Source organism: Exiguobacterium sp. s166, from assembly GCF_018618855.1.
In the GTDB taxonomy this organism is placed as follows: domain Bacteria; phylum Bacillota; class Bacilli; order Exiguobacteriales; family Exiguobacteriaceae; genus Exiguobacterium_A.
This window is the reverse complement of record NZ_JACSMU010000003.1, coordinates 274,325-297,194: the sequence shown is the minus strand read 5'-3', so window position 1 is coordinate 297,194 and position 22,870 is coordinate 274,325. Positions and strand designations below refer to the sequence as shown.

Here is a 22,870-nt window from a genome sequence, read left to right as displayed (position 1 = left end):
CAAGTTACCGATAAAGGAGATGGAGGGATGAGAACATGAAAAATTTAACGGTACGTAAAAAGATTCAACTATTGATTGCGACAGCAATCATCGCCATGATTTTACTGGCAAGCGCCGGGCTTTATTTCCTGAATCAGATGTCAAAGGCATCGGAAGCGATGTATCAGGAAAATCTGTTGCCGGTCCAGGAAGTCGCTCAAATCCGGATTGATACCCGGGCGCTTGATTCATTTCTGGTCGAAATGATTCTAACGACGGATCCGAAGCGGATTGAAGAATTGGGAGGCGAAATTGATACACGTCAAGCCCAAATCCGGTCGTCTTTAGATACATACGAACGTACAGCCAAGATGACGGAACAATCAAGTAAGCAATTGGAAACATTAAAGGACAATGTACTGGCATATGATAATGGTATGAGTATGGTCCAAGACTTTGCGTCACGAAATGAAAATGAAGACGCGTATAAGAGTTATTCAGAAAACCTGGAGCAAGTTCGGGAGAACGTCGCGAACTCGGCAAAAAGTCTGATGAAGACGATGACGAAACAAGCGAAAGACATCAACGCGTTGAACCAGCAGGAACAACAAACTGCGTTCTACATCATGCTTGGTATTTTCGTCATCGCCCTGATGTTGTTTGCAGGTCTCGCCATTTACATCACACGTCTGATCACACAACCGATCCGTTCCCTGCAAGGATGGATGAAGCAGTCGGGTGAAGGTGATTTAACGGTCCGCGGTGATTACGTCTCAAAAGACGAGCTCGGACAATTGACGACGTCGTTTAATACGATGACGGAGCAACTTCACCAGGTCATCATTGAGATGACGGATACATCAAAACACGTTGCGACAGCATCGGATGAGCTAAGCACGAATGCGGAAGCGACGACGAAAGCGACGGAAATGGTCGCCGTGACGATGGAAGAAATCGCGAGTGGTGCAAGCCAGCAATTGAACCAGGTCTCCGGTGCATCACGGACTGTTCAGGACTTAACGTCCGGCGTCAGTCAAGTCGCCGGTAACGCGCAACAGATGACAGATGCGACAGGTGACGCGATGGATAAAGTCACGCACGGCGGACAAGTCGTCCGGCAACTCGGTCAACAGATGGAGCGGATCAACACCGATTTCACGGAACTCGGTCAAGTCATCGTCGGTCTCGGAAACCGGTCGCAGGAAATCGGACAGATTACCGATTCGATCACGGGAATTGCCGCACAGACGAATCTGTTGGCACTGAACGCGGCGATCGAAGCGGCGCGTGCCGGTGAACAGGGACGCGGATTTGCGGTCGTTGCAGCGGAAGTCAAGACGCTTGCCGAGCAATCGGCTCTTGCGGCGAAGCAGATCGAGAGCTTGATCCAAGTCATCCGACAGGAAACAGAACAATCCGTTGTTTCGATGGAAAAGGTGACGACTGAGATGACGAACGGAATACAAGTGGCCGGTGAAGCGAGTGCTTCATTCCAGGCGATCGAACGTTCGATTAGCGAAGTGACAGGGCAAGTCGAGGAAGTGTCCGGCGCTGTGCAGGAAATGGCAGCCGGAAGCGAACAGATTTCTGCGATCATGCGCGAGATTCAAGGCGTGACGGAAAGTACGGCCGCCGGAACGGAAAACATCTCGGCTTCGACGGAAGAACAGATGGCATCGATGCAGGAAATCTCGTCAGCGTCACAATCACTGGCGACGATGGCGGAAGACTTAAAACGATTGTCGAGCCGTTTTAACGTGTAATGAATCAAGCAGGTACCTAAAATAGGTACCTGTTTTTTTTATGGAAAAAGCAGGGATTTTGAAAAAGGAACGGTAATAAGTAGCAATAGAGAAAAGGAGGTTACGGATATGGGACCACATGAACTCATTGAATGGATTCTTTACGAGATATTCGGTTTGATTGTGCTTCCGATTGTAGTGTTCGGCTTAGTGAAGACGGGAAAAAAGCGTATGCTGGCTTTGATGACTGCAGGAGTGCTCTGTCTGATGTTCGGCAGTTTTTTAATGAATCAGCCGGATGAGGAAGACATCAAGGCGCAGATTCAGAAAAACGTGACAGTCGTCAAACCATATCTCGCGAAGGAATTTCCGGGCGAAAAGTGGACCATCTCGACCGTACCCTTTCAAAACGAACCGGATGCTGCGTATGAGTATAAGGTCAATCCCGAAGGACGTGTGGAATTGAGTGGATTTCACAATAAAAACGACACGCATGAATTCAAGCACTTAAAGCATGACTAGGATACAAATATTAAACAGTTAAGTATCAGTACATAACTTACAAATTTAAATACTGGAGGAATCCCCTATGCCTTTTCCAATACTAAAAACTGCACGACTGCAACTGATTGAAGTCACAGACGAACACGCGCCGGCCATCTTTTGCATTCTGTCGAACGGGGACGTCACCCGCTTTTACGGGATGGATCCGCTTCAGAAACAAGACGATGCTTTGAACATCATCGGTTCGTTTAAACACACCTTTGCCAGCCGGCAAGGCATCCGCTGGGGGATCGTCACCCGTGACAGTGGAACGTTCATCGGCACCATCGGACTGAATCATCTCAGTCTGTACAGTAAAAAGGCGGAAATCGGCTTTGAACTTGATCCGGCACACTGGCGGCGCGGCTACGCGGCGGAAGCGATTGAAGCTGTTTTGGAATATGCATTTGAGACACTTGAGTTGTACCGGATGGGGGCGGTGACCTTTGTAGAAAATGAAGCATCAGTCCAGCTGTTGACGCGAATCGGATTTGAAGAAGAAGGGATGTTACGCGGCTATCTGTTCCAAGGCGGAATGTCGCATGACGGACGGATTTTCTCTTTATTAAAGCCGGACTTTGAAGTGAGCCGGCAAGAACGTAAACAGGAAAACCGGGTATGAACATCAACCGGATGGATCATGTCAGCATTAACGTCTTGGACCTTGTAGAGGCAACACGCTTTTTCGTCAGCCTGGGATTCGTCGTCAAAGGTGAATGGGAGGCGTCCGGACCGCAACTCGACCGGGTGACGGGTCTGCATGAAGCGAAAACAACGTGTGTCGCACTCGGTATTCCGAATGGAGAGACCTGGCTTGAACTCGTTCACTATCAGTCACCGGTTGATTCTCATCCGTCATCTAACGAAGTCTACTCAAGGGGTCTTCGTCATCTTTGCCTCAACGTCGAGTCGCTTGACGAAATGATCCGGCTTGTAGAACAGCAGGGATATACAGCCATTCATCCGGTCGAACAGTTTGGAGAAACATACCGTCTTTGTTATGTCCGGGGACCGGAGGGGATTTTACTGGAACTGGCTGAAACGATTCCAAAATAAAGGAGGGATTGGATGTTTCGTAATCCAAAAGGCAGCACCCAAGTCTGGCTCAATGATCTTGGTGTTTGCTTATTCGTCCTGATTGGTCTGACGCTTGCGACGCATCCTGTCGTCATCACGGTATCGGGACGGTTGATGTACGATGAATCAATCTGGCTGAGTACCAAAGAAATGAAAAAATTCATCAATTTTTACTTCACTGTCTTTTTTGTCTACTTTTTGACAGTCAATCAGCTGTATCCGCGTTTTGTCCGGCGCCAGTCAAAAAAAGGATTGCATAACAAAAAGGTTATATAATAAAGTGGTTATATATAAATCGTCCGTCTGCAACTGTCGACTGACGATTTTCTTATTGTTTACTCTAAAAAAAGGAGGTCTTCCCATGACTCTAACCGTGACACCGGTCGATGAGATGAGTCAGTTCCTGAAATTGCTTAGTGATGGAACACGTCTTGAAATCCTGCGTCGTTTGGCAGTCCGCGAACATTGTGTCTGTGATTTTGTTGAACTGTTTGCCATTTCACAACCGGCCGTGAGCCGGCACTTAAAATTGTTACGGCAGGCGCATTTGATTTTGGAACGTCGCGAACGGCAGTGGACGTATTTTCGTCTCAATCCGGATCATCCCCGGTATGCATTGCTGCTGACAATCTTAACGACAACTCCTTTACCGGATGTTCAACGGAAACAGTGTTAAGTCAGAAATAAAGCGATTTTGAACATAACAGATTGGTTATGTACAGAAAAAGAAAAATTAACAGAGAAATGAAGTGAACGCATTGACCGGCACACATCTACTTGCGATCGGAATTTTCCTGATCACGTTATTCTTAATCATCAAACAACCAAAAGGTCTCGGCATCGGCTACTCCGCCATGGGGATGGCATTGATTGCCTTACTGACCGGCGTTGTGAACCTGGATGATGTCTCGACTGTCTGGGGTATCATCTGGAACGCGACATTTACCTTTATCGCTCTGATCATCATCTCGTTGATTTTAGACGAAATCGGCTTCTTCGAATGGGCGGCGCTTCATATGGCACGGATCGCCAAAGGCGGCGGTGTCAAACTGTTTGTCTATCTGACACTGCTTGGTGCGATTGTGGCGGCCTTGTTTGCGAATGACGGCGCAGCGTTGATTTTGACGCCGATCGTTCTCGCAATTGTCCGCTACTTAAAATTACCGGATTATGTCGTTTTGGCGTACGTCTTTGCTTCCGGCTTCATTGCGGACACGGCGAGTCTGCCGTTCGTCGTCTCAAACCTCGTCAATATCGTCTCGGCCGACTTCTTTGACATCGGCTTTACGGAGTATGCTGCACGGATGGTGTTCGTCAACATCTTTTCCGTCATCGGCAGTCTGCTTGTGTTGTATTTGTACTTCCGCAAAAGTATTCCGAAGACCTATGATGTGACGCAACTCGTCGCCCCACATACAGCAATCAAGGATCAGCGGATGTTCAAGTTATCGTGGCTGGTACTCGTATTGCTTGTCGTCGGCTATTTCACAAGTGACTTGATCGGCATTCCGGTCAGTCTCGTTGCCGGTGTCATCGCCCTGTTCTTCCTCTTGATGGCACGTCGTTCACCAAGCGTACCGACGAAAAAAGTCATCGCCGGCGCACCGTGGGCGATCGTCTTCTTCTCGCTTGGGATGTATATCGTTGTCTATGGTCTGCAAAATGCTGGATTGACGCAAGTTCTCGCAGATGTCATCGACAGTTTTGCGACGACGATTGCCGGTGCGACATTCGGGATGGGCTTCCTTGCCGCTGTTCTGTCGTCGATCATGAACAATATGCCGACCGTGATGATTGATGCACTGGCGATCGATCTCAGTCAAACGACCGGAATCATCCGGGAAGCCTTGATTTATGCCAACGTCATCGGATCCGACTTAGGTCCAAAAATTACACCGATCGGAAGTTTGGCGACCTTACTCTGGTTGCACGTTTTGCGCTCAAAAGGTGTCAAGATCGGCTGGGGACAATACTTTAAAATCGGTACGATTCTGACGATTCCAACGCTTGCGATTACGTTGCTCGGATTGTACATCAGTTTGTTACTTTATTAATTTTCAGGAGGACACTTACATGAAATTGTTGATCATTGGTTCAGTTGCTGCCGGGACATCGGTTGGTGCAAAAGCACGTCGGAACAGTGAAGATTTACAGATTACGATTTATGACCGCGATCATGACATCTCCTATTCCGGTTGTGGAATTCCATACTTCGTCGGCGGGGAAATTGCCGACATCGACGAATTGACACCACGCGATGCGGCATTTTTCAAAAAACGCTATAACATCGACATCCATACGCGGCACGAAGTCGAATCGATTGATCACGCAACGAAGACGGCAACCATCGTTAATCTGGCGACCGGTGAACGGTTTACAGATACGTACGATACACTGGTGCTTGCGACCGGTGCGTCAAGCATCGTCCCACCGCTCCCGGGTGTTGATCACGACAACGTCTTTACGGTTCGCAATGTCCGGAATGCCGATGCGATCCGCTCGTACATCGAACAGCATGATCCAAAGACGGCAACGATTGTCGGCGGCGGCTTCATCGGTCTTGAGATGGCCGAGCAGTTGACATACCGCGGAATTCAGGTGACGCTCGTCGAACGCCTGCCGCAAGTCATGCCGCCGCTTGACCGTGATATGGCGGAGCGGGTTGCTGATCATTTAAAAGACAAAGGTGTTGAATTGTTGCTCGGTGAATCGGTGACGGCATTCAACGGGACGGAGCGTGTAACGGAAGTGGCGCTCGAGAGCAGCAAGTCGATTGCAACAGATCTCGTCATCCTGTCGGTCGGAGTGAAACCGAATACCAAACTCGCGCAACAGATTGGTGTTGAGATGGGTCAGACGGGTGCGATTGCCGTCAACCGGAAGATGCAGACGAATCTGACGGATGTGTATGCTGTCGGCGACGTCGCGGAAAGTTTCTCCGTCATTACCGGAGAAGCGATTTACCGCCCACTTGGTTCGACCGCCAACAAAATGGGCCGGATTGCCGGGATGGTCATTACCGGTGAAGCAGCGGAACACCGCGGCATTCTTGGAACCGGCATCTTCAAAGCGTTTAATCTGACGGTCGCGCAGACCGGATTGACGGAAAAAGAAGCGCGGGAAGCCGGATATGACATTGAAGTCCTCCATAATATTAAACCGGATCGTCCGGAATACATGGGCGGAAAAGAGATGGTCATCAAGGCGATTGCTGACCGGGCAACGGGCCGTGTTCTCGGGGCACAAATCGTTGGTCCGCAAGGGGTCGACAAACGGATTGATGTCCTCGCGACGGCGATTACATTCAAGGCAAAGGCGGAGGATCTGTTCCATCTCGATCTCGCCTATGCGCCACCGTTTGCGACGACAAAGGATCCGGTGCTCTATACCGGGATGGCACTTGACAATGCAATTAAAAAAACAGCCCGTTTGATGACACCAAATGAGTTGATCGAACAAGTCGCAAACGGCAAGTCGTTCCAAATCATCGACACCCGTTCGAAAACACAGTTCGAAAAAAATCACGTCGACGGTGCGATTCATATTCCAATCGGCGAGTTGCGGACACGGGCGAAAGAGCTTGATGCGACGTTGCCGACAATCGTTTACTGCAACAAGGGGGTAACCGGGAACGCCGCGCAAAACGTGCTCAAGAACCTTGGGTTTACGGATGTCTGTAACTTATCCGGCGGCAACAAAAATTACCAACACTGCAAGAAATGTCTGGCGGACTGACGCAACTAAATAAGATACGCGAAAAGGAGTTCATCGATTCGGATGAACTCCTTTTTCATACGGTTAAGTTGATTGTTGCAAAATAAATCAGACCAAAATTGTTCCTTTTTGAAACTAATGGTGCTAGACTGTGGATATTCAAAACAGGACAGGATGTTGAGAAAGAAACAGTTCTCAACAGAAAGGTGGAAGAAATAAATGAAAATGAGTCTACGAGAACAGTGGTTCTCAAATATCAGAGGTGATGTGTTGGCAGGCATCGTCGTCGCCCTGGCGTTAATTCCGGAGGCGATTGCCTTTTCGATCATCGCCGGAGTCGATCCGATGGTCGGATTATACGCTTCGTTTTGTATCGCTGTCATCATTGCCTTTGTTGGTGGCCGGCCGGGGATGATTTCAGCAGCGACCGGTGCGATGGCCCTGTTGATGGTTCCGCTCGTCAAGGAGCACGGACTCGATTATCTGCTTGCTGCAACGATCTTAACCGGAGTCATTCAAATTCTCTTTGGGGTCTTCAAGATTGCACGGGTCATGAAATTCATTCCGCGTGCCGTCATGATCGGGTTCGTCAATGCACTGGCGATTCTGATTTTTATGGCCCAAGTCCCGCATTTCATCGGGATTTCCACGATGACGTACGTCTTCGTCGCCATTACGCTGGCGATTGTCTATCTGTTACCGCGTTTTCTTAAAACGATCCCGGCACCGCTGATCGCAATCATCGTGCTGACGATTGCGGCGATCTACTTGAATATTGATTTGCGGACGGTCGGTGATCTCGGAACGATTCAACGGTCATTACCGTCGTTTTTCTTACCGGACGTCCCGTTGAACATCGAGACGCTTCAAATCATTTTCCCGTACTCACTGGCACTCGCGATTGTCGGTTTGCTGGAATCATTGCTGACGGCGACGATCGTCGACGATATGACGGGCACGGAAAGCGAAAAAAACAAGGAAGCCCGCGGGCAGGGGATTGCGAACTTCATCACCGGTTTCTTCGGCGGAATGGCGGGTTGCGCGATGATCGGTCAATCGGTCATCAACGTCAAGTCAGGAGGACGTGGGCGGCTGTCGACACTTATCGCCGGGCTGTTCCTGATGTTTTTGATCATCGTCCTCGGAAACTGGGTCGTTCAAATTCCGATGCCGGTTCTTGTCGGAATCATGATCATGGTCTCAATTGGCACGTTTGACTGGTCGTCGTTTACGTATCTCCGTAAAGCTCCGAAAGCCGATGCCTTCGTGATGCTCGCGACAGTCAGCATCGTCGTTGCCACACATGATCTGTCAATCGGCGTCATGGCAGGTGTCGTGTTAAGTGCCCTGTTCTTTGTCGCCAAAGTCTCGAAAATCAAGATCAAGCAACAGATAACGTCCGGAAAAACGGTATATACCGTCAAAGGTCCGTTATTCTTCGCGTCGGTTGATCATTTCATCGCTTCGTTTGATTATGAGGGGACGAACCAACAAATCCGGATTGATTTCAGCAGCACCCAAATTTGGGATGATTCGGCCGTCGGAGCGATTGACAAGGTGATGCTCCGCTTGATGGCGAATCAAAACAAAGTCGAACTGATTGGATTGAATCCGGAAAGTAAGAAACTGATTGATCGGTTGGCGGTTCATCAGGATCCGATCCCGAAAATTTCCACACATTGAGTTAAGGGGGAACGGTTATGTATCAACATATCTTATTAGCCGTCGACGGTTCGGACCATTCCGTCCGGGCGTCGGAAGAAGCAATTAAGATTGCCCAGCTCAGTCCGGACAGTCAGGTGGAAGTCGTTTTCGTCGCCGATTTTGGAAAAATTAAAGACGATGTCCTGCATACGGAAGGAACGGCAGGGCTTGAAGTGGCCCGCAGAAAAAGACTGGCACCGGTCGAAGAAAAGCTCGAAGCAGCGGATGTCTCCTATTACGTGACGATTCTTCGCGGTGAGCCGGGTCCGACAATTGTGGATCACGCCAATCAAAAGCAGGTCGATTTAACGATTATCGGCAGCCGGGGGTTAAACAGTCTGTAGGAGATGATGCTCGGTAGTGTCAGTCATAAGATTGCCAAACGCGTCAAAGGTCCGGTTTTGATTGTGAAGTGACGAGTGAATCTTTTTCTGAAATCGCACATTAAAATGATTTATGTGTCTTGACCCAGGGGATAGTCAAAAAAAGAGGGGGTCATTCTAATGAAGAAGACATATTTGGTACCGGTTCTTGGTCTTGCCCTGTTTGCCGCAGGATGCGGCAATTCGGACAATCAGGAAACTGAAAAAGTCGAGGAAACGACAACGACAAATGATAATTCGATGACGGATGACAGCACGATGAACGACGATACGTCAGGTACACAAGATCAGGATACAGTGACGGACAATGCCGACAAAGATTACGGATTCGTCAGTCTGTCAGTCGAGGCAGATACTTCGGACATGATGGACGCCGTCGACATTAGTTATGACCGTGATAACGACGGGACGGAAGCCGATTACAAGATGAACGGTGAGCAGGCGCAAGGCAATGAAGCGATGAAGACGCTGGATGCCAAGCTCGACGAACTGAACCTTGATGCCGATACGTCAAATGATGACGCGATTGCTCAAGTCGAGAAAGTCTTTGGCATCAATGACGCGACCCGTCTTGAAATCGAGATCGAGTTTGCCGATGGTACAGAAAAAGAATTTAAGAAGTAAAAAAAAGAGGTGCCAAGCGGCGCCTCTTTTTCTTTTCTCTCCATGATATGATGAGAACGTATTGTAAAATATTTCAATCGGGGGTTTTGAATGATGGAAATCACAAGCGGTACGACGGAAGATGGGCAATGGATCCGGGAGCAACTGATTGCTTATAACCGACAACACGTTCCGGCAACGCTCTTTACGGAAACGGAATCATATTGCTTTTTGGCATGGGATGAAGACGAGCAACTCCTCGGCGGTGTTACGGCAAGCTATGTGTGGAATCATCTGCAGGTGCATTTTTTGTGGGTCGACCCGGAAAACCGAACAGGCGGTGTCGGGAAACAACTTATGGCAAAAATCGAATCGATTGCCGAAGAAAAATCATGCAGTAAGATTCTACTCGATACGTTCAATTTTCAGGCGCCGGGCTTTTATAAAAAACTCGGATTCGAGGAATACGGTCGTCTCGACGATCATCCGGCGGAAGGACAGACCCAGTACTTTTTCGTCAAGTATTTATGAAGGGTCAGCGTTGGTAATGATAGACCCAGGCCGCCATGTAAGAAAAGGTTCCTGCTGTTAAGACGAGCGCAATGGCATAAAACGCAAAGTTTGGAAAAATCGACATCAGCGGAACATCAAACAACAAGGCAATCATCAATAGCGGTAAGGTGATTAAAAAGCTCACGTATGCGGCACGTGTCGCCTTTCCTGTAATGACTTCCTCCCGTTCATCTTCATCAGAAAACTCAGTCGTCGACGACGACCACTTGGAAAACGAACTCTTCTTATCTGTCCGCATCCAGTAGCCGGTGACCGAAAGACCGATTGCGACCAATATAACGGGAAGAATAATGGAAAGGTCCAACGTCAGATTGAAGCCGGCACCGTTGACCGGATCATTTTGAAAAATATTTAGTTGATCGTGAATAGAACTAATGAAAACAGCTGCTAAAAAATACATACAAATGTTTAAACACGATTGAATGATGACACGTTTCATTCCGATTCCTCCTCTAGATAAAAAATCGATTCGACCGGTAGTGCGAATACCCGTGCAATTTGCATCGCGAGCAACAGAGACGGGGTGTAACTGCCTTTTTCAAGCGAGATGATGGTTTGACGCGTGACACCGATCATCTGAGCAAACTGTTCCTGCGTCCATCCGTTGCTGCTGCGCAACGATTTAACCCGGTTCGTCAGCTTCATCACAGTTTCTCCTTCATTAATTGATACTTGAATTGTAAAGTGTGTTTTACTTTTTGTAAAGTCTGTTTTACATTTAAACGAAAAACATACTGTTACTTTTTTGAGACTCTTTATCAAAAATCATCGAACCTCTTGAATTATCGGAATATTCAACCGATAAACGGGTAACTTAGACAAAACGATGACGGTTGGCTTAAAGAGAGAAAGGAGGCGCCGACATGATGCCGGAATTGTTACCTGACGAGCGTGAACTCGAGCGAAGGATTCGAATCGTCCATTTGCTACGTAAACTCGGGAAATCCGACGAAGCCATCGCCAAATCATTATATGTTTCCACCGAATGGGTCCAGTCGATCTTTGATAAAGACGACTGGCAACATATGCAATCATCCTAAGGAACGACGAACAGAGTGTCGGATGACGCTCTGTTTTTTTTGTTTGCTTATGTTAAAGAGTAGGCGGTCGAATTGTTTTTCGGTACACTGAGAAGGAAATCACTGGAAAGAAGGGATCAACATGCCACGAATCGCTGTCGTCGGTGCCGGTCTGACCGGCTTGTACACCGCTTCGCGTCTGCAGGAAAGGGGAGATGAGGTCACGATTTTTGAAGCACGTGACCGGATCGGCGGCCGGGTCCTGACGAAAACGGTGACGCTTAAAGATCAGTCCTATGCGTTTGATCTCGGACCAACCTGGTATTGGCCGGAAACAGAACGTTTGATGACGACGCTGATTGAGAGTCTGCAACTGCCGGTCCTTGTTCAGGCGATCGAAGGGACGATGATGCTCGAACGGTCACCGGGGCAAGTCGAACAACACCGGTTACCGGACGGTCAAACGGTTTTATCGCACAGACTGGTAAACGGAATGCACAGCGTGACGGAGGCGCTGGCGGAACGGCTGCATCCCGGAACGATTCAACTGGCGCACCGTGTGACGGCGATTGAGGCAACGGATCAGGTTGAACTGACGATGGAGCAGAGTGGGAGCCGAATCCGGCAAACGTTTGATCACGTTATCGTGACACTCCCGCCGCGACTCAGCGGACTGATCCAATGGCGTCCCGCTTTACCAGAATCCGTGCACGATCAACTGAGGACAACACCAACCTGGATGGCCGGGCAAGCGAAGGTGGTCGCCGTGTACGATACCCCATTTTGGCGGCAAAGCGGTCGATCCGGTTTCGCCATCAGCTGGTCCGGTGTGCTGCAGGAAATCCATGATGCGTCACCGCCGACCGGCCCCGGAGCCCTATTCGGATTTTTCCGCCTGACGGCAACGGAGCGTGCAACGCTTGGAGAAACAGCAGTAAAGCGGCAGGTCATCGAACAGTTGATCCGTTTATTCGGAGAGGAAGCCGGTCATCCGATTGCCGTTTTGTATCAGGATTGGGCAAAGGAACCGGAGACGGCAGTGAAAGCAGATGCTGAACCGTTAACCGATTTTCCGGACTATCGACCGATTCGACTGGAAGATGCGTTGCAGGACAAGGTCACGCTGCTTGGAACGGAAAGTGATCCTACGTTCGGCGGCCATTTAGAAGGGACGTTACAATCGGTCGAGCGATGGTTAACAACGTATATGAGGGAGGATGAATCATGAATACAAACGAACCGACATTTCACCGGGCATTCGGTACATACGGCATCTATTATAATGAAGGAAAACTGCTCGTCATTCATAAGCAGGGTGGACCGTACACGTACCGGTATGATTTGCCGGGTGGGAGTCTGGAAGATTTCGAGACGTTGCCGGACGCGCTGGACCGTGAATTCCAAGAGGAAACCGGGCTGACGGTCCGTTCCAAACAGTTGCTTGGAACGTTTGAATTTTTCCTTCAGTCCGACTGGCACCGGGCGTCGCATCTGCATCATATCGGCGTATTTTTCCGCGTGTTAGAAGCAGTTGGGGAACGGTCTGTACCAAAGACATTTGACGGGCAGGATTCGACCGGTTCGTCCTGGGTCAGCCGGACGGACGTCGAAGCGTCGAACGCGTCACCGCTTGTCTTAAAAGCCTTCGACTATTTGAAAAATCCGGAAACGGATAAACTGACCCGAGTACAGGACTAGATTGTCCGGCAGGAGGCGATTCCATGTACCGGCATGTAATTTGGGATTTTGACGGGACGCTGTTTGATACCTATCCGGTCATGGCTACTGTCTTGCAGGAGACGTTACGCAGGCAGGGACAGAATGTTGCGATTGAGTCGATTTTTGAAGCGATGAAAATCTCGGCGAAAACGGCCTATGAAAAGTATGGCCTTGATGCGGACACGATTTCACAGTTCAAAGAACAAAAAGCACAGGCAGAACTTAAATCGGCTCAACCGTTTACCGACATATCGCAGCTCTGCCGCTCCATTCAAAAACATGACGGACACAACTACATCCTGACGCATCGCGGAGCATCGACGTTTAAACTGTTACAGGCGAACGGATTGACCGGGGTCTTCCGGGATGTAGTGACGGCGGAGCGGGGATTTGCCCGAAAGCCGGATCCGGCCGCAATTCAGTATCTGATGAAACACTATCAGATGGAACCAGCTGAAACCATCATGATTGGTGACCGAGAACTTGACGTACTATCGGGACATCAAGCTGGAATTGACTCCTGCCTGATTGCGGACATGCCGGCGGATCAAACTGTCGCAACGTATGTTGTTTCCGATCTGAAAAATCTGGCTAATCTGCTTGTTTGACAATCACAATTCAAAAAAGGCCCGAACGGACACGAATTCCTTTAAGAATACGTAACACGTGCGGGCCTTTTGTCATGATGTTTTTTCTTCAGCCGTCAGATCAGCCGGCTATTGTTCCCGCCAGACGAACGTCAGGGCGATGCCGATGGCAAGCATGACGGTCGCGAAATAAAACGGATAGTTGAGATCGACGTCAAACAGGATCCCACCGATGATTGGTCCGAGAATATTTCCGATACTCGTAAACATCGAGTTCATTCCGCCGACGAAACCTTGTTCGTTTCCGGCAATCTTCGACAGATACGTCGTGACGGCAGGGCGCATCAAGTCAAAGCCGACGAAGACGACCATCGTCACGAGAATAATCGCAAGGTAACTCGTTACGTAGGTCATGACGAGGACGAGCAGGGTCGAACCAATCAGGCTGTAGCGGATCAGACGAATCTCACCGAACCAGCGCGTCAGTCGCTCAAATAACCCGACCTGGACGATGACACCGACGATTGCTCCGAGTGAAATCGCGAGCGCGATATCTTTTGCCGTGAAGCCAAACTTCCGGTCGACGAACAGGGCAAACAGTGACTCAAACGACGCGAGTCCGAATGAAGAAATCAGCAGCACCATAAAAGCGATGAAGTAGAGCGGTGAAAAGACTTTCCGGAAACCGGTCTTCTGCTGGGGAATCGTTGTCTGTTCATAATGCCGTTCCGGTTCGCGTAATGTAAAGACGGACAAGATCATTGCCGTGAGTCCAAATGCGGCGGCAAAGAAAAACGGCATCCGCGTTCCGATGTCGGCCAGGAAACCGCCGATGCCCGGTCCGATGATGAAACCGGTCGAAATCGCCGCCGACATATAGCCGAGCGCTTTCGGACGGGTTTCGTTTGTCGTAATATCGGCGATGAACGCCGTGACGGCCGGCATGATGAAGGCGGCACTGACACCGCCCAAAATCCGCGACGCAAATAAGACTTCGACCGATTGACCGAGACCAAACAGCAGTTCCGACATGCTAAAGATGAACAGACCGATAATGATCATCGGCTTGCGGCCGTACTTGTCGACGGCCCGGCCGGCGAGCGGAGATAATACAAGCTGGGCAAAGGCGAATGCCGAGACCATGTAACCGACGGTCGAACCGGAAATGTTCAGCTCGTTCATGATGGTCGGCGTGACGGGAATGACAAGACCAATCCCTAGAAAGGCGATAAACAGGTTAAGCAACAGGGTGCCTAAGATCAATTTGTTGTTTTGCATGGTGAATTCCTCTGTTTCTGTAGTTTAAATCATCAGCGGACAAGTCCGCGCCAAAAAATCGGCCAAACGGCGGTGAAACGCCGTTCATACGCGGCGACGCCATTGAACACGAACTCGGTCATCGTCCCTTCCGTCACCGTCAAATAGGCGAGGGCGGCACTGGCATAATCATCCGAATATAAAATCTGTTCCGTTCGATTGCGTTCCCGTAACAAACGCGTCAAATGGCGTTGCATCGTATCAAAAAACGGATTAATCAAATCCGTCACTTCCCGTTCGAGTTTGACGGGCGGAAAATAAGCAATCCGTAAAATGAACTTCAGCTGATCATTTTGGGTGCTCTCCTCGAGGAACCAGTCAAAAAAACCTTTCAGACTCTGCTCGAGTGACAGATGACGGGTCGAGATAAAGTACGTGGCGAGATGCGTTTTTTGTGTGTCGAGGGCGTAACGCATCGCTGTCAAAAATAAATCATCTTTTCCGCGGTAATGCGCGTAAATCGATGGTTTCTTGATGCCGACGTCCTGCGCGATCTCCTGTAAGGACGCTCCTTCATAACCATGCTGGGCAAAGTGCCGCAGGGCCGTTTGTAATAATAATGAAGCTTTCATTTCGTCACCTTCCTAACGGTCGTTAGTTAACAGCCTAACAGATTTAAAACGATTGTCAAACAAAAAAGCCGAAGGTCGCTAGGACCTTCGGCTGCAAACATTTAATTATTTGTTGGCGATACGACCGCGTGAAGCAACACGTGAACCTGTGATGCCGGCGATTGATGTCACGATCATCGTTAAGATGAGAGCGACGAAGCCCCAGATTGAAACTTTAGATGCTGTTTGTGTCGCTTGTTCTGTTTGAACACGAACATCTTCAACTGTTTTCTTGAGATCAGCTGATGTTTCATCAAGTGTTTGTTTTGCGTTTTCGATTTGTTTGCTTGTTTCGCTTGTTGCCTGGTTTAAACCGTCAACGATATTTTTCGTTGCTTTGTCAGCCTCTGCTTGTGAAAGGTCTGTGTTTTGAGCAACGGCTTCAGCGATTTTATCTTCATCGACTGATTTTTGGATTTTTTCTGAACGTGCTGTCAATTTGTCACCGAGATCGCTGACGATTTTGTCGAAGTCTTCCGGTTTTGTTAAAACGTCTTTACCGGCTGCTGTTGCGTCATCTTTGACGGCATCGAGCTGCCCTTGCAAGTAGTTCGGTTGTAATTCCGGAATGTCTGTATCTTTCAGAATCTCATCGACATTTCCTTCAAGTTCTTTTGTATCGACGTTTGAGACGTTATCCGTCACTGAGCTGAATCCTTTTGAGACAGCGTCTGATGTTGTGCTGGCGATGGCGCCGACACCTTGACCTGCTGCACCACCGACTGTACCAAGCACAGAACCGACTGTTTGGAACGTGTTGATTGTCGTGAATGTCAACAAAGCGAACAAGAGAATGACACTTGTCGACCATGTGAGGAACCCGTGAACGAGTCCGGCACGCGATGATGTCACACCGGAAACGAAGCCGGCGACGAACAATGAGATCAAGAGTGAGAGAATCGCCCAGATGGCTAACCCGATGCCGACGCCGTCAAACGGTTTATCCGACGTGACGTCCGTGACACCAAAGCCGATGGCTGAACCGATTAAACTGAATGTAATTAAAAGTGCGAAAAATGATACGACTCCGGCGATGATTGAGCTCCAGGAAATGTTTCGACCTGCACCATCTGCTTCCGGTCGCAAGTACGACGAGAAACCTTTTCTTGTTTTTTCCATAAAAATCCACTACCTCTCCACTTACGATTTTACGTACATCACTTGACTTCAAGAAACTTTGATTTGAACTGTTTAAACTTGAGATGTTGATGTGCATAGCTCTTATATTGCCGCTATCCGGACAAAAGAAACCTAGTATCAAAAGTACTCCTTTTAGAAACTGTAATCCGATTATTCTGATAATTAAGCGAAAAATACGATTCAAAACAGTTGCCAATTTGAAGGTCATCCGATACTATAATAACCATAACGTTTTACTGTACGGTTCAAATGCAGGAATCATTTTACGATTCAAACTATTTTACTGGAGGTGACCCCCTGTCTCAGGGGAATGGATTGGACATATTGTTGGTATTGAATTTGGCGTTGCTTGTATTGTTGATTGTCTTAACGGCGTTTTTCGTCGGCTCGGAGTTTGCGGTCGTCAAGGTTCGGATGTCGCGGCTTGATCAAATGATTCAGGAAGGAAATAAGGGCGCGGTCCTGGCAAAAAAAGTCGCCAGTGATTTGGACTACTATCTGTCCGCCTGTCAGCTCGGAATCACAATTACGGCACTCGGTCTTGGAGCACTCGGGAAACCGACCGTCGAAAAGTTGCTCGGACCGGTGTTCGATGAATTTGGTGTCGCTGCGGCGCTGTCGACGATCCTGTCGTACACGATTGCTTTCGTTTCGGTCACATTCCTGCACGTCGTCATCGGAGAGCTCGCACCAAAGACACTGGCGATCCAGTATGCAGAACGGATGACATTACTCCTTGCGCCGGCGTTATATGTGTTCGGTAAAATCATGTACCCGTTCATCTGGGTCATGAACGGTTCGGCCCGGATTTTCTTACGTCTGTTCGGCGTTCAGCCGGCAGGACACGAACAAGCCCACTCGGAAGAAGAGTTGAAAATCATCATGTCGCAAAGCTTTAAGAGCGGTGAAATCAATCAGACGGAACTCGCCTTGATGCAAAACGTGTTTGCGTTTGATGAGCGGGTGACGAAAGACATCATGGTGCCGCGGATGAACGTGACGACGCTCTCGCTCAGCATGACGTGGACGGAAATCCTGCAGGTCATGACCGACAATCAGTACACGCGTTATCCGGTCATTGAAGATTTCGATAAAGACAAAATCATCGGCTACGTCAACGTCAAGGAAGTCCTGACGGATCAGGCAAACGATCAACAGCGGGATTTACGAAAGTATCTGAAAGACATTCCCGCTGTATCGGAAATCACACCGCTTCAGGAAACGTTGCTGAAGATGAAGGTGACGCGTTCCCACATCGCGCTCGTCATCGACGAATACGGCGGGACTGCCGGCATGATTGCGATGGAGGACTTGCTTGAAGAAATCGTCGGTGAGATCCGCGATGAGTTTGATGAAGATGAACAGGCTGATATCGAAACGATTTCAAAGACGGAATACCAACTGTCGGGAACAGTTCTCCTCGCAGATTTAGTTGAGCGCTTTAACCTGACGTTTCCTGATGCGGACGAAATCGATACGATTGCCGGGTTCATCCAGGCAAAAGGAACGGACTATCAGGTCGGGGAACGGTATGAGACAGAGGCGTACGATCTCGAACTGTTACACGTCGAGAACTACCAAATCCAGCAAGTGAAACTGATCTTGAAACAGTTGTCCTAACAGTTGAAGCAAGCGCTCTGTGTCTCAAGGAGTGCTTGTTTTTTCTGTTTCAAAATATATTTTGAAAGCGCTTCATAAAAAGGATTGACGCAGCATCCATTCCATCGTATTCTAGTAATGAAAAGAATAAACCAATCAGGATTGTTACTGCGAAAGCAGGCAAAACCTAAATTGATATCTGTTGCGTGTTGCGGCGATGGATATGAATTTAGGTTTTTTCTTTTCAATACGATGCTCTAAGGGTGGAGGTGAGGGGTTCCGTGCAAATCGTGAAAGTCTTCAATAACAATGTCGTGGCGATTGAATCGAACGGACAGGAACATGTGGTCATGGGGCGGGGAATCGCATTTCAAAAACGAATGGGCGATGTAATTGACGAATCGAGAATCGAAAAAGTCTTTACGCTCGAGAGTAAAGAGAGCCGGGAACGATTCATCGATTTTTTGAACGAGATGCCGCAGGCTGAAATCGAGACGGTCAAGGAAATCGTCAAGATGGCCGAGCCAGACTCAATAAATCGCTGCATGATACGGTGTACGTGACACTGGCCGATCATATCCACTACGCACTGTCACGATATGCAGACGGAATCATGATCCGGAATCCGCTCGTCTGGGAAGTCAAACGGTTTTATGGTCCGGAGTTTGCGGCCGGCAAAGAAGCGGTCCGGCTGATCAATGAACGGCATGGCGTCAATCTCGACGAAGAGGAGGCGGTCTCGATTGCGTTGCATCTGGTCAATGCCTCGATGTCCGGCGTCAAAGGCGAAAGTTTACACATCGTCACCGAGATGACGAAGGCGACGCAAGCAATCATGACGATCATCACCTATCATTTCCAGGTCGAACTGGATGAAGAGTCTCACGCGTACGGCCGCTTTTTAACCCATCTCAAGTTTTTTGTTCAGCGAATCGTCTCCAAGAAGAAGCTGAACCCGGGCGGAGATGAAGAATTGTATGAAATGGTCAAATCCCGTTATCCGAAAGCGTTTGAGTGTGTCGAAAAAATCGCTAATCTGATTACTGGGAAGTATGACTACACGGTTTCAAAAGATGAACGGCTTTACTTGATGATTCATATCGAAAATCTCATGAAACAGAATCAATCCTAAGGATGGTTACCGCAGCAGCGGGCCAAACCTAAATGATTACAGGTGGTTTTCACTTGTCGTCGTTTAGGTTTTTTTATTCCAAAAAATCATGAATGGAGTGAGTCAGGTGGGCAAATATCAAACACTTGCACAAGTTATCGTCCGATTGGTCGGGGGCGAAGACAACGTCAAGACCGTCTTCCATTGCGCGACACGGTTACGTTTCAAACTAAAGGATGAACAAAAAGCTGATGCCGAAGCGTTAAAACAGGTCGACGGTATCATCACCGTCGTCAAGAGCGGCGGTCAGTTCCAGGTCGTCATAGGCAACCATGTCGGCGACGTCTACAACGAACTGCACGGAATCGGTCAGGAAACGTCGGAAGAGACGGAAAAGACCAGTTTATTCAACCGCTTCATCGATACGATTGCCGGTATCTTTACACCGATCCTCGGACCGATGGCAGGAAGCGGATTATTAAAAGGATTGCTCGCGATTCTTGTTGCGACCGGCTTATTGACACCGACGATGGGCACGTACATCGTCTTGAACGCGACGGCGGATGCTCTGTTTTACTTCCTGCCGGTCGTTCTCGGACATTCGGCGGCGAAAAAATTCGGCGGCAATCCGTATATCGGAATGATTATCGGGGGAGCGCTCGTCTATCCGTCGATCGTCGCCCTGCAAGCTTCCGGTGAGAGTCTGACCTTCCTGACGATTCCGGTTGTTCTGATGAGTTATGCTTCATCCGTCATTCCGATTATCTTGGCGACGCTTGTCTCATCAAAACTCGAAAAATTCTTTAACCGTCACTCGCATGAAGCGGTCAAAAACTTTACGACACCGATGCTCGTCCTGATGATCGTCGTTCCGGTAACGTTCCTTGCGATTGGACCACTTGCGACATACGCGAGCCAAGGGCTTGCAGCCGGTTACTCGTTCCTCTACAACTTGAGTCCGGTCATCGCGATTGCCTTCATCGGAGCCTTTTGGCAAATCTTCGTCATGTTTGGTCTCCACTGGGGACTGGTGCCGATCATTATCAATAACCTGGCCGTCAATGGCTTTGACACGATTACAGTCGGTGTCCTGATGGCGACATTTGGTCAGGTCGGAGCCGTCTTCGCCATCACGATGCGGGCGAAAGATCCGAAAATCAAAGGACTCGGTACATCTTCGACGATTGCCGGCATCTTCGGGATCACGGAACCGGCGATGTACGGGTTGACGTTACCGCGGAAAAAACCATTCATTTTTGGTGTTATCGGTGGAGCGGTCGGCGGACTGGTCGGCGGCGGGCTCGGAACAGCTTCCTACGCGATGGGCGGACTCGGGATTTTCGGTATTCCGGTCATGATTCCGCAGGACGGTCTCAACTTGACGTTCTGGGGTGCACTGATTGGTCTTGCTGTCGCAGCAGTCGTCGCCTTTACGCTGACGTATTTCTTCGCCAATGAAAAACAACCGGTGACACAAGATATGCCGGTCATCAGTGAACAGGTCGGCTTGCCGGTCCTCGCACCGGTCAAAGGCGAAATCATTTCGCTGGAACAAGTCGATGATGCCGTCTTCTCAAGCGGCGCAATGGGAAAAGGATTAGCGATCATTCCGGATGAAGGTGTCGTCTATGCCCCGTTTGACGGAGAAGTCGTCACGGTGTATCCATCGAAACATGCGATCGGTTTACGGTCGGACACCGGCGTTGAAATTTTGGTTCACATCGGTCTCGACACCGTCCAGCTGAACGGTCAACACTTTGAGTCGTTCGTCGAGAGTGGTCAGGCAATCCGGGTCGGTGATCCGTTGATCCGCTTCGATATCGAGCGGATCAAACAAGCCGGATATGACGTCATCACACCAATCATCGTGACGAATACAGCGAGTTATCTCGACGTCTTACCGACGTATCAAGGAACGGTCGAACCGTCACGCGATGTCTTACGCATCTTAGTCTAAAACCAATCAGAGGAGGAATTATTCATGAAACAGATCAAATCCGATTTTCTATGGGGCGGCGCAACGGCTGCCAATCAACTCGAAGGGGCGTACGCAACAGACGGCAAAGGATTGTCGATTGCTGACGTTATGCCGGGTGGCAAACACCGGATGCAGGTCATCCATGATCCGCAGTTCGATTTCGAGTTAAAAGAAGAGTATACGTATCCGAATCATGACAGCATTGATTTTTACAGTCACTATAAAGAAGACATTGCCCTGTTTGCCGAAATGGGCTTCAAAACGTACCGAATGTCGATCGCCTGGAGCCGGATCTTCCCGAACGGGAACGAAACGGAACCAAATGAAGCGGGTCTGCAGTTTTATGACAACGTCTTTGATGAATTGCTGAAACACGGCATTGAGCCGCTCGTCACGATTTCCCATTACGAACTGCCGCTTCATCTGGCGAAAGAGTACGGTGGTTGGCGCGACCGCCGGCTCGTGACGTTCTTTGAACGCTACAGCCGGGTCTTGTTCGAGCGTTATCAAGGAAAGGTCAAGTACTGGTTGACGTTCAATGAAATCAACGGAGCCCAGTTCATGCCTATGCTCAGCCTCGGAATGGCTGTCCGCGAAGAGGAAAACATGTTGCAATCGACCTACCAAGGTCTGCATCACCAATTCGTCGCGAGTAGTCTGGCGACGAAAGCTGCCCGGGAAATTGATCCGACGATGCAAATCGGCTGCATGCTGATTGCCGCTCCGGTTTATCCGTTCAGCTCAAACCCGGTCGACGTTCAGTTCGCCCTGGAAGAAGAACGGATGATGAACTATTTCTGCGGGGATGTTCACGTCCGCGGCGCCTATCCGGCGTTTGCCGACCGTTTCTTCACGGAAAACAATATCGAACTCGTTCTCGAAGACGGCGATCTTGAATTGTTGCGTGACTACACCGTCGATTTCTTCTCGCTCAGCTACTACATGTCACGGACGGAAAAAGCAGAGAAAGACGGAGATGAGGCCGGCGGAAACATCATGAGCGGCGTCAAGAATCCGTACTTGAAAGCAAGCGACTGGGGCTGGGAAATCGATCCGGACGGGTTGCGGATCATCTTAAATAAATTGTATGACCGGTATCAGATTCCGTTGTTCATCGTCGAAAACGGACTTGGTGCCTACGATAAAGTCGAAGCCGACGGTGCGATTCATGATTCGTACCGGATTGCCTATCTCGAAGGCCACTTGAAAGCAATGATGGAAGCGATTCAGGACGGCGTTGACATGATGGGGTATACGAGCTGGGGCTGTATCGATCTCGTCAGTGCGTCAACCGGCGAGTACAGCAAACGCTACGGATTCATCTATGTCGACAAACACGATGATGGCTCAGGGACGCTAGCCCGGTCACGAAAAGATTCATTTTACTGGTACAAGGAAGTCATTGCCTCAAACGGTGTAACATTGACGCAGACGTCCGTTTCAAAATAAGCAAAAAGACCGGCATCGCAGA

Annotated in this window: 25 protein-coding genes and 1 pseudogene; 21 read left to right on the top strand and 5 right to left on the bottom strand. The window is 49.2% G+C overall.

Going from position 1 to position 22,870, the window contains the following annotated elements:
* The first annotated feature begins 35 nt into the window (after window positions 1-35).
* From KNP93_RS09460 to KNP93_RS09405, 12 genes and pseudogenes are all read left to right on the top strand, one after another.
* Window positions 36-1,742 carry a methyl-accepting chemotaxis protein gene (locus tag KNP93_RS09460; RefSeq protein ID WP_188004264.1) on the top strand — a complete coding sequence of 569 codons (1,707 nt, stop codon included), beginning with the start codon at window positions 36-38 and terminating at the stop codon, window positions 1,740-1,742.
* Between the two features lie 108 nt (window positions 1,743-1,850).
* Window positions 1,851-2,243 carry a hypothetical protein gene (locus tag KNP93_RS09455; protein ID WP_214854835.1) on the top strand — a complete coding sequence of 131 codons (393 nt, stop codon included), beginning with the start codon at window positions 1,851-1,853 and terminating at the stop codon, window positions 2,241-2,243.
* 67 nt (window positions 2,244-2,310) lie between these two features.
* Window positions 2,311-2,886: a GNAT family N-acetyltransferase gene (locus tag KNP93_RS09450; RefSeq protein WP_214854832.1), complete on the top strand. Its 576-nt coding sequence runs from the start codon at window positions 2,311-2,313 to the stop codon at window positions 2,884-2,886.
* Window positions 2,883-3,320 (top strand): VOC family protein, encoded by a 438-nt coding sequence (locus KNP93_RS09445; RefSeq protein WP_131504087.1) that lies wholly within the window; start codon window positions 2,883-2,885, stop codon window positions 3,318-3,320. Before KNP93_RS09450 ends, KNP93_RS09445 begins: the two co-directional genes overlap by 4 nt.
* A gap of 12 nt (window positions 3,321-3,332) precedes the next feature.
* Window positions 3,333-3,617 (top strand): hypothetical protein, encoded by a 285-nt coding sequence (locus tag KNP93_RS09440; RefSeq protein ID WP_214854830.1) that lies wholly within the window; start codon window positions 3,333-3,335, stop codon window positions 3,615-3,617.
* 85 nt (window positions 3,618-3,702) lie between these two features.
* On the top strand, window positions 3,703-4,017 hold the full coding sequence (locus KNP93_RS09435; protein ID WP_131504088.1) for an ArsR/SmtB family transcription factor: 315 nt from the start codon (window positions 3,703-3,705) through the stop codon (window positions 4,015-4,017).
* Between the two features lie 73 nt (window positions 4,018-4,090).
* Window positions 4,091-5,395 carry an arsenic transporter gene (locus KNP93_RS09430; RefSeq protein ID WP_214854828.1) on the top strand — a complete coding sequence of 435 codons (1,305 nt, stop codon included), beginning with the start codon at window positions 4,091-4,093 and terminating at the stop codon, window positions 5,393-5,395.
* A gap of 19 nt (window positions 5,396-5,414) precedes the next feature.
* Window positions 5,415-7,076, top strand: coding sequence for an FAD-dependent oxidoreductase (locus tag KNP93_RS09425; protein WP_214854827.1), 1,662 nt, complete (start codon window positions 5,415-5,417; stop codon window positions 7,074-7,076).
* Between the two features lie 198 nt (window positions 7,077-7,274).
* Entirely contained in the window at window positions 7,275-8,738 is a 1,464-nt protein-coding gene (locus KNP93_RS09420; RefSeq protein WP_214854825.1) for a SulP family inorganic anion transporter, read from the top strand.
* 17 nt (window positions 8,739-8,755) lie between these two features.
* A pseudogene (locus tag KNP93_RS09415) lies at window positions 8,756-9,175 on the top strand (universal stress protein).
* A gap of 87 nt (window positions 9,176-9,262) precedes the next feature.
* Complete coding sequence (locus KNP93_RS09410) at window positions 9,263-9,766, top strand: YusW family protein (RefSeq protein WP_012370314.1); 504 nt, start codon at window positions 9,263-9,265, stop codon at window positions 9,764-9,766.
* A gap of 90 nt (window positions 9,767-9,856) precedes the next feature.
* Complete coding sequence (locus KNP93_RS09405; protein ID WP_214854823.1) at window positions 9,857-10,276, top strand: GNAT family N-acetyltransferase; 420 nt, start codon at window positions 9,857-9,859, stop codon at window positions 10,274-10,276.
* Window positions 10,277-10,280: 4 nt separating this feature from the next.
* On the opposite strand, the gene KNP93_RS09400 is transcribed toward KNP93_RS09405, so the two are convergent.
* Both KNP93_RS09400 and KNP93_RS09395 read right to left on the bottom strand, forming a co-directional pair.
* Complete coding sequence (locus KNP93_RS09400) at window positions 10,281-10,757, bottom strand: hypothetical protein (protein ID WP_131972798.1); 477 nt, start codon at window positions 10,755-10,757, stop codon at window positions 10,281-10,283.
* Window positions 10,754-10,963 carry a helix-turn-helix transcriptional regulator gene (locus tag KNP93_RS09395; protein ID WP_131972797.1) on the bottom strand — a complete coding sequence of 70 codons (210 nt, stop codon included), beginning with the start codon at window positions 10,961-10,963 and terminating at the stop codon, window positions 10,754-10,756. The genes KNP93_RS09400 and KNP93_RS09395 overlap by 4 nt, the downstream gene beginning before the upstream one ends.
* 218 nt (window positions 10,964-11,181) lie before the next feature.
* Here KNP93_RS09395 and KNP93_RS09390 point away from each other — a divergent pair, with 218 nt between their 5' ends.
* The 4 genes from KNP93_RS09390 to KNP93_RS09375 all read left to right on the top strand — a co-directional run bounded on the left by KNP93_RS09390 (window position 11,182) and on the right by KNP93_RS09375 (window position 13,664).
* Window positions 11,182-11,358, top strand: a complete 177-nt coding sequence (locus KNP93_RS09390; protein WP_214854821.1) for a helix-turn-helix domain-containing protein — start codon at window positions 11,182-11,184, stop codon at window positions 11,356-11,358.
* A gap of 121 nt (window positions 11,359-11,479) precedes the next feature.
* A complete protein-coding gene (locus KNP93_RS09385) occupies window positions 11,480-12,565 on the top strand; it encodes a flavin monoamine oxidase family protein (protein ID WP_188004270.1) in 1,086 nt (361 codons plus the stop codon).
* On the top strand, window positions 12,562-13,035 hold the full coding sequence (locus KNP93_RS09380) for an NUDIX hydrolase (RefSeq protein WP_214854819.1): 474 nt from the start codon (window positions 12,562-12,564) through the stop codon (window positions 13,033-13,035). Before KNP93_RS09385 ends, KNP93_RS09380 begins: the two co-directional genes overlap by 4 nt.
* A 23-nt stretch (window positions 13,036-13,058) precedes the next feature.
* Window positions 13,059-13,664, top strand: a complete 606-nt coding sequence (locus KNP93_RS09375; protein ID WP_188004272.1) for an HAD-IA family hydrolase — start codon at window positions 13,059-13,061, stop codon at window positions 13,662-13,664.
* Window positions 13,665-13,772: 108 nt separating this feature from the next.
* Here KNP93_RS09375 and KNP93_RS09370 read toward each other — a convergent pair whose 3' ends face one another.
* The 3 genes from KNP93_RS09370 to KNP93_RS09360 form a co-directional block, all read right to left on the bottom strand.
* Window positions 13,773-14,921 carry an MFS transporter gene (locus tag KNP93_RS09370; RefSeq protein WP_214854817.1) on the bottom strand — a complete coding sequence of 383 codons (1,149 nt, stop codon included), beginning with the start codon at window positions 14,919-14,921 and terminating at the stop codon, window positions 13,773-13,775.
* A 32-nt stretch (window positions 14,922-14,953) separates the two neighbouring features.
* Entirely contained in the window at window positions 14,954-15,532 is a 579-nt protein-coding gene (locus KNP93_RS09365; RefSeq protein WP_012370324.1) for a TetR/AcrR family transcriptional regulator, read from the bottom strand.
* A 105-nt stretch (window positions 15,533-15,637) separates the two neighbouring features.
* Window positions 15,638-16,690, bottom strand: coding sequence for a hypothetical protein (locus KNP93_RS09360; RefSeq protein WP_251138745.1), 1,053 nt, complete (start codon window positions 16,688-16,690; stop codon window positions 15,638-15,640).
* A 336-nt stretch (window positions 16,691-17,026) separates the two neighbouring features.
* Here KNP93_RS09360 and KNP93_RS09355 point away from each other — a divergent pair, with 336 nt between their 5' ends.
* The 5 genes from KNP93_RS09355 to KNP93_RS09335 all read left to right on the top strand — a co-directional run bounded on the left by KNP93_RS09355 (window position 17,027) and on the right by KNP93_RS09335 (window position 22,848).
* A complete protein-coding gene (locus tag KNP93_RS09355) occupies window positions 17,027-18,331 on the top strand; it encodes a hemolysin family protein (RefSeq protein WP_188004274.1) in 1,305 nt (434 codons plus the stop codon).
* Window positions 18,332-18,591: 260 nt separating this feature from the next.
* Complete coding sequence (locus KNP93_RS09350) at window positions 18,592-18,873, top strand: CAT RNA binding domain-containing protein (protein WP_214854815.1); 282 nt, start codon at window positions 18,592-18,594, stop codon at window positions 18,871-18,873.
* Window positions 18,870-19,442 carry a BglG family transcription antiterminator gene (locus KNP93_RS09345; protein WP_214854813.1) on the top strand — a complete coding sequence of 191 codons (573 nt, stop codon included), beginning with the start codon at window positions 18,870-18,872 and terminating at the stop codon, window positions 19,440-19,442. The genes KNP93_RS09350 and KNP93_RS09345 overlap by 4 nt, the downstream gene beginning before the upstream one ends.
* A gap of 106 nt (window positions 19,443-19,548) precedes the next feature.
* A complete protein-coding gene (locus KNP93_RS09340) occupies window positions 19,549-21,378 on the top strand; it encodes a beta-glucoside-specific PTS transporter subunit IIABC (protein ID WP_371819902.1) in 1,830 nt (609 codons plus the stop codon).
* A gap of 24 nt (window positions 21,379-21,402) precedes the next feature.
* On the top strand, window positions 21,403-22,848 hold the full coding sequence (locus tag KNP93_RS09335) for a glycoside hydrolase family 1 protein (RefSeq protein ID WP_214854809.1): 1,446 nt from the start codon (window positions 21,403-21,405) through the stop codon (window positions 22,846-22,848).
* The last annotated feature ends 22 nt before the right edge of the window (window positions 22,849-22,870 follow it).

Coding starts and splice junctions, on each gene's coding strand:
- KNP93_RS09460 (WP_188004264.1), top strand. CDS start 36: ATGAAAAATTTAACGGTACGTAAAAAGATTCAACTATTGATTGCGACA.
- KNP93_RS09455 (WP_214854835.1), top strand. CDS start 1,851: ATGGGACCACATGAACTCATTGAATGGATTCTTTACGAGATATTCGGT.
- KNP93_RS09450 (WP_214854832.1), top strand. CDS start 2,311: ATGCCTTTTCCAATACTAAAAACTGCACGACTGCAACTGATTGAAGTC.
- KNP93_RS09445 (WP_131504087.1), top strand. CDS start 2,883: ATGAACATCAACCGGATGGATCATGTCAGCATTAACGTCTTGGACCTT.
- KNP93_RS09440 (WP_214854830.1), top strand. CDS start 3,333: ATGTTTCGTAATCCAAAAGGCAGCACCCAAGTCTGGCTCAATGATCTT.
- KNP93_RS09435 (WP_131504088.1), top strand. CDS start 3,703: ATGACTCTAACCGTGACACCGGTCGATGAGATGAGTCAGTTCCTGAAA.
- KNP93_RS09425 (WP_214854827.1), top strand. CDS start 5,415: ATGAAATTGTTGATCATTGGTTCAGTTGCTGCCGGGACATCGGTTGGT.
- KNP93_RS09420 (WP_214854825.1), top strand. CDS start 7,275: ATGAAAATGAGTCTACGAGAACAGTGGTTCTCAAATATCAGAGGTGAT.
- KNP93_RS09410 (WP_012370314.1), top strand. CDS start 9,263: ATGAAGAAGACATATTTGGTACCGGTTCTTGGTCTTGCCCTGTTTGCC.
- KNP93_RS09405 (WP_214854823.1), top strand. CDS start 9,857: ATGATGGAAATCACAAGCGGTACGACGGAAGATGGGCAATGGATCCGG.
- KNP93_RS09400 (WP_131972798.1), bottom strand. CDS start 10,757: ATGAAACGTGTCATCATTCAATCGTGTTTAAACATTTGTATGTATTTT.
- KNP93_RS09395 (WP_131972797.1), bottom strand. CDS start 10,963: ATGAAGCTGACGAACCGGGTTAAATCGTTGCGCAGCAGCAACGGATGG.
- KNP93_RS09390 (WP_214854821.1), top strand. CDS start 11,182: ATGATGCCGGAATTGTTACCTGACGAGCGTGAACTCGAGCGAAGGATT.
- KNP93_RS09385 (WP_188004270.1), top strand. CDS start 11,480: ATGCCACGAATCGCTGTCGTCGGTGCCGGTCTGACCGGCTTGTACACC.
- KNP93_RS09380 (WP_214854819.1), top strand. CDS start 12,562: ATGAATACAAACGAACCGACATTTCACCGGGCATTCGGTACATACGGC.
- KNP93_RS09375 (WP_188004272.1), top strand. CDS start 13,059: ATGTACCGGCATGTAATTTGGGATTTTGACGGGACGCTGTTTGATACC.
- KNP93_RS09370 (WP_214854817.1), bottom strand. CDS start 14,921: ATGCAAAACAACAAATTGATCTTAGGCACCCTGTTGCTTAACCTGTTT.
- KNP93_RS09365 (WP_012370324.1), bottom strand. CDS start 15,532: ATGAAAGCTTCATTATTATTACAAACGGCCCTGCGGCACTTTGCCCAG.
- KNP93_RS09360 (WP_251138745.1), bottom strand. CDS start 16,690: ATGGAAAAAACAAGAAAAGGTTTCTCGTCGTACTTGCGACCGGAAGCA.
- KNP93_RS09335 (WP_214854809.1), top strand. CDS start 21,403: ATGAAACAGATCAAATCCGATTTTCTATGGGGCGGCGCAACGGCTGCC.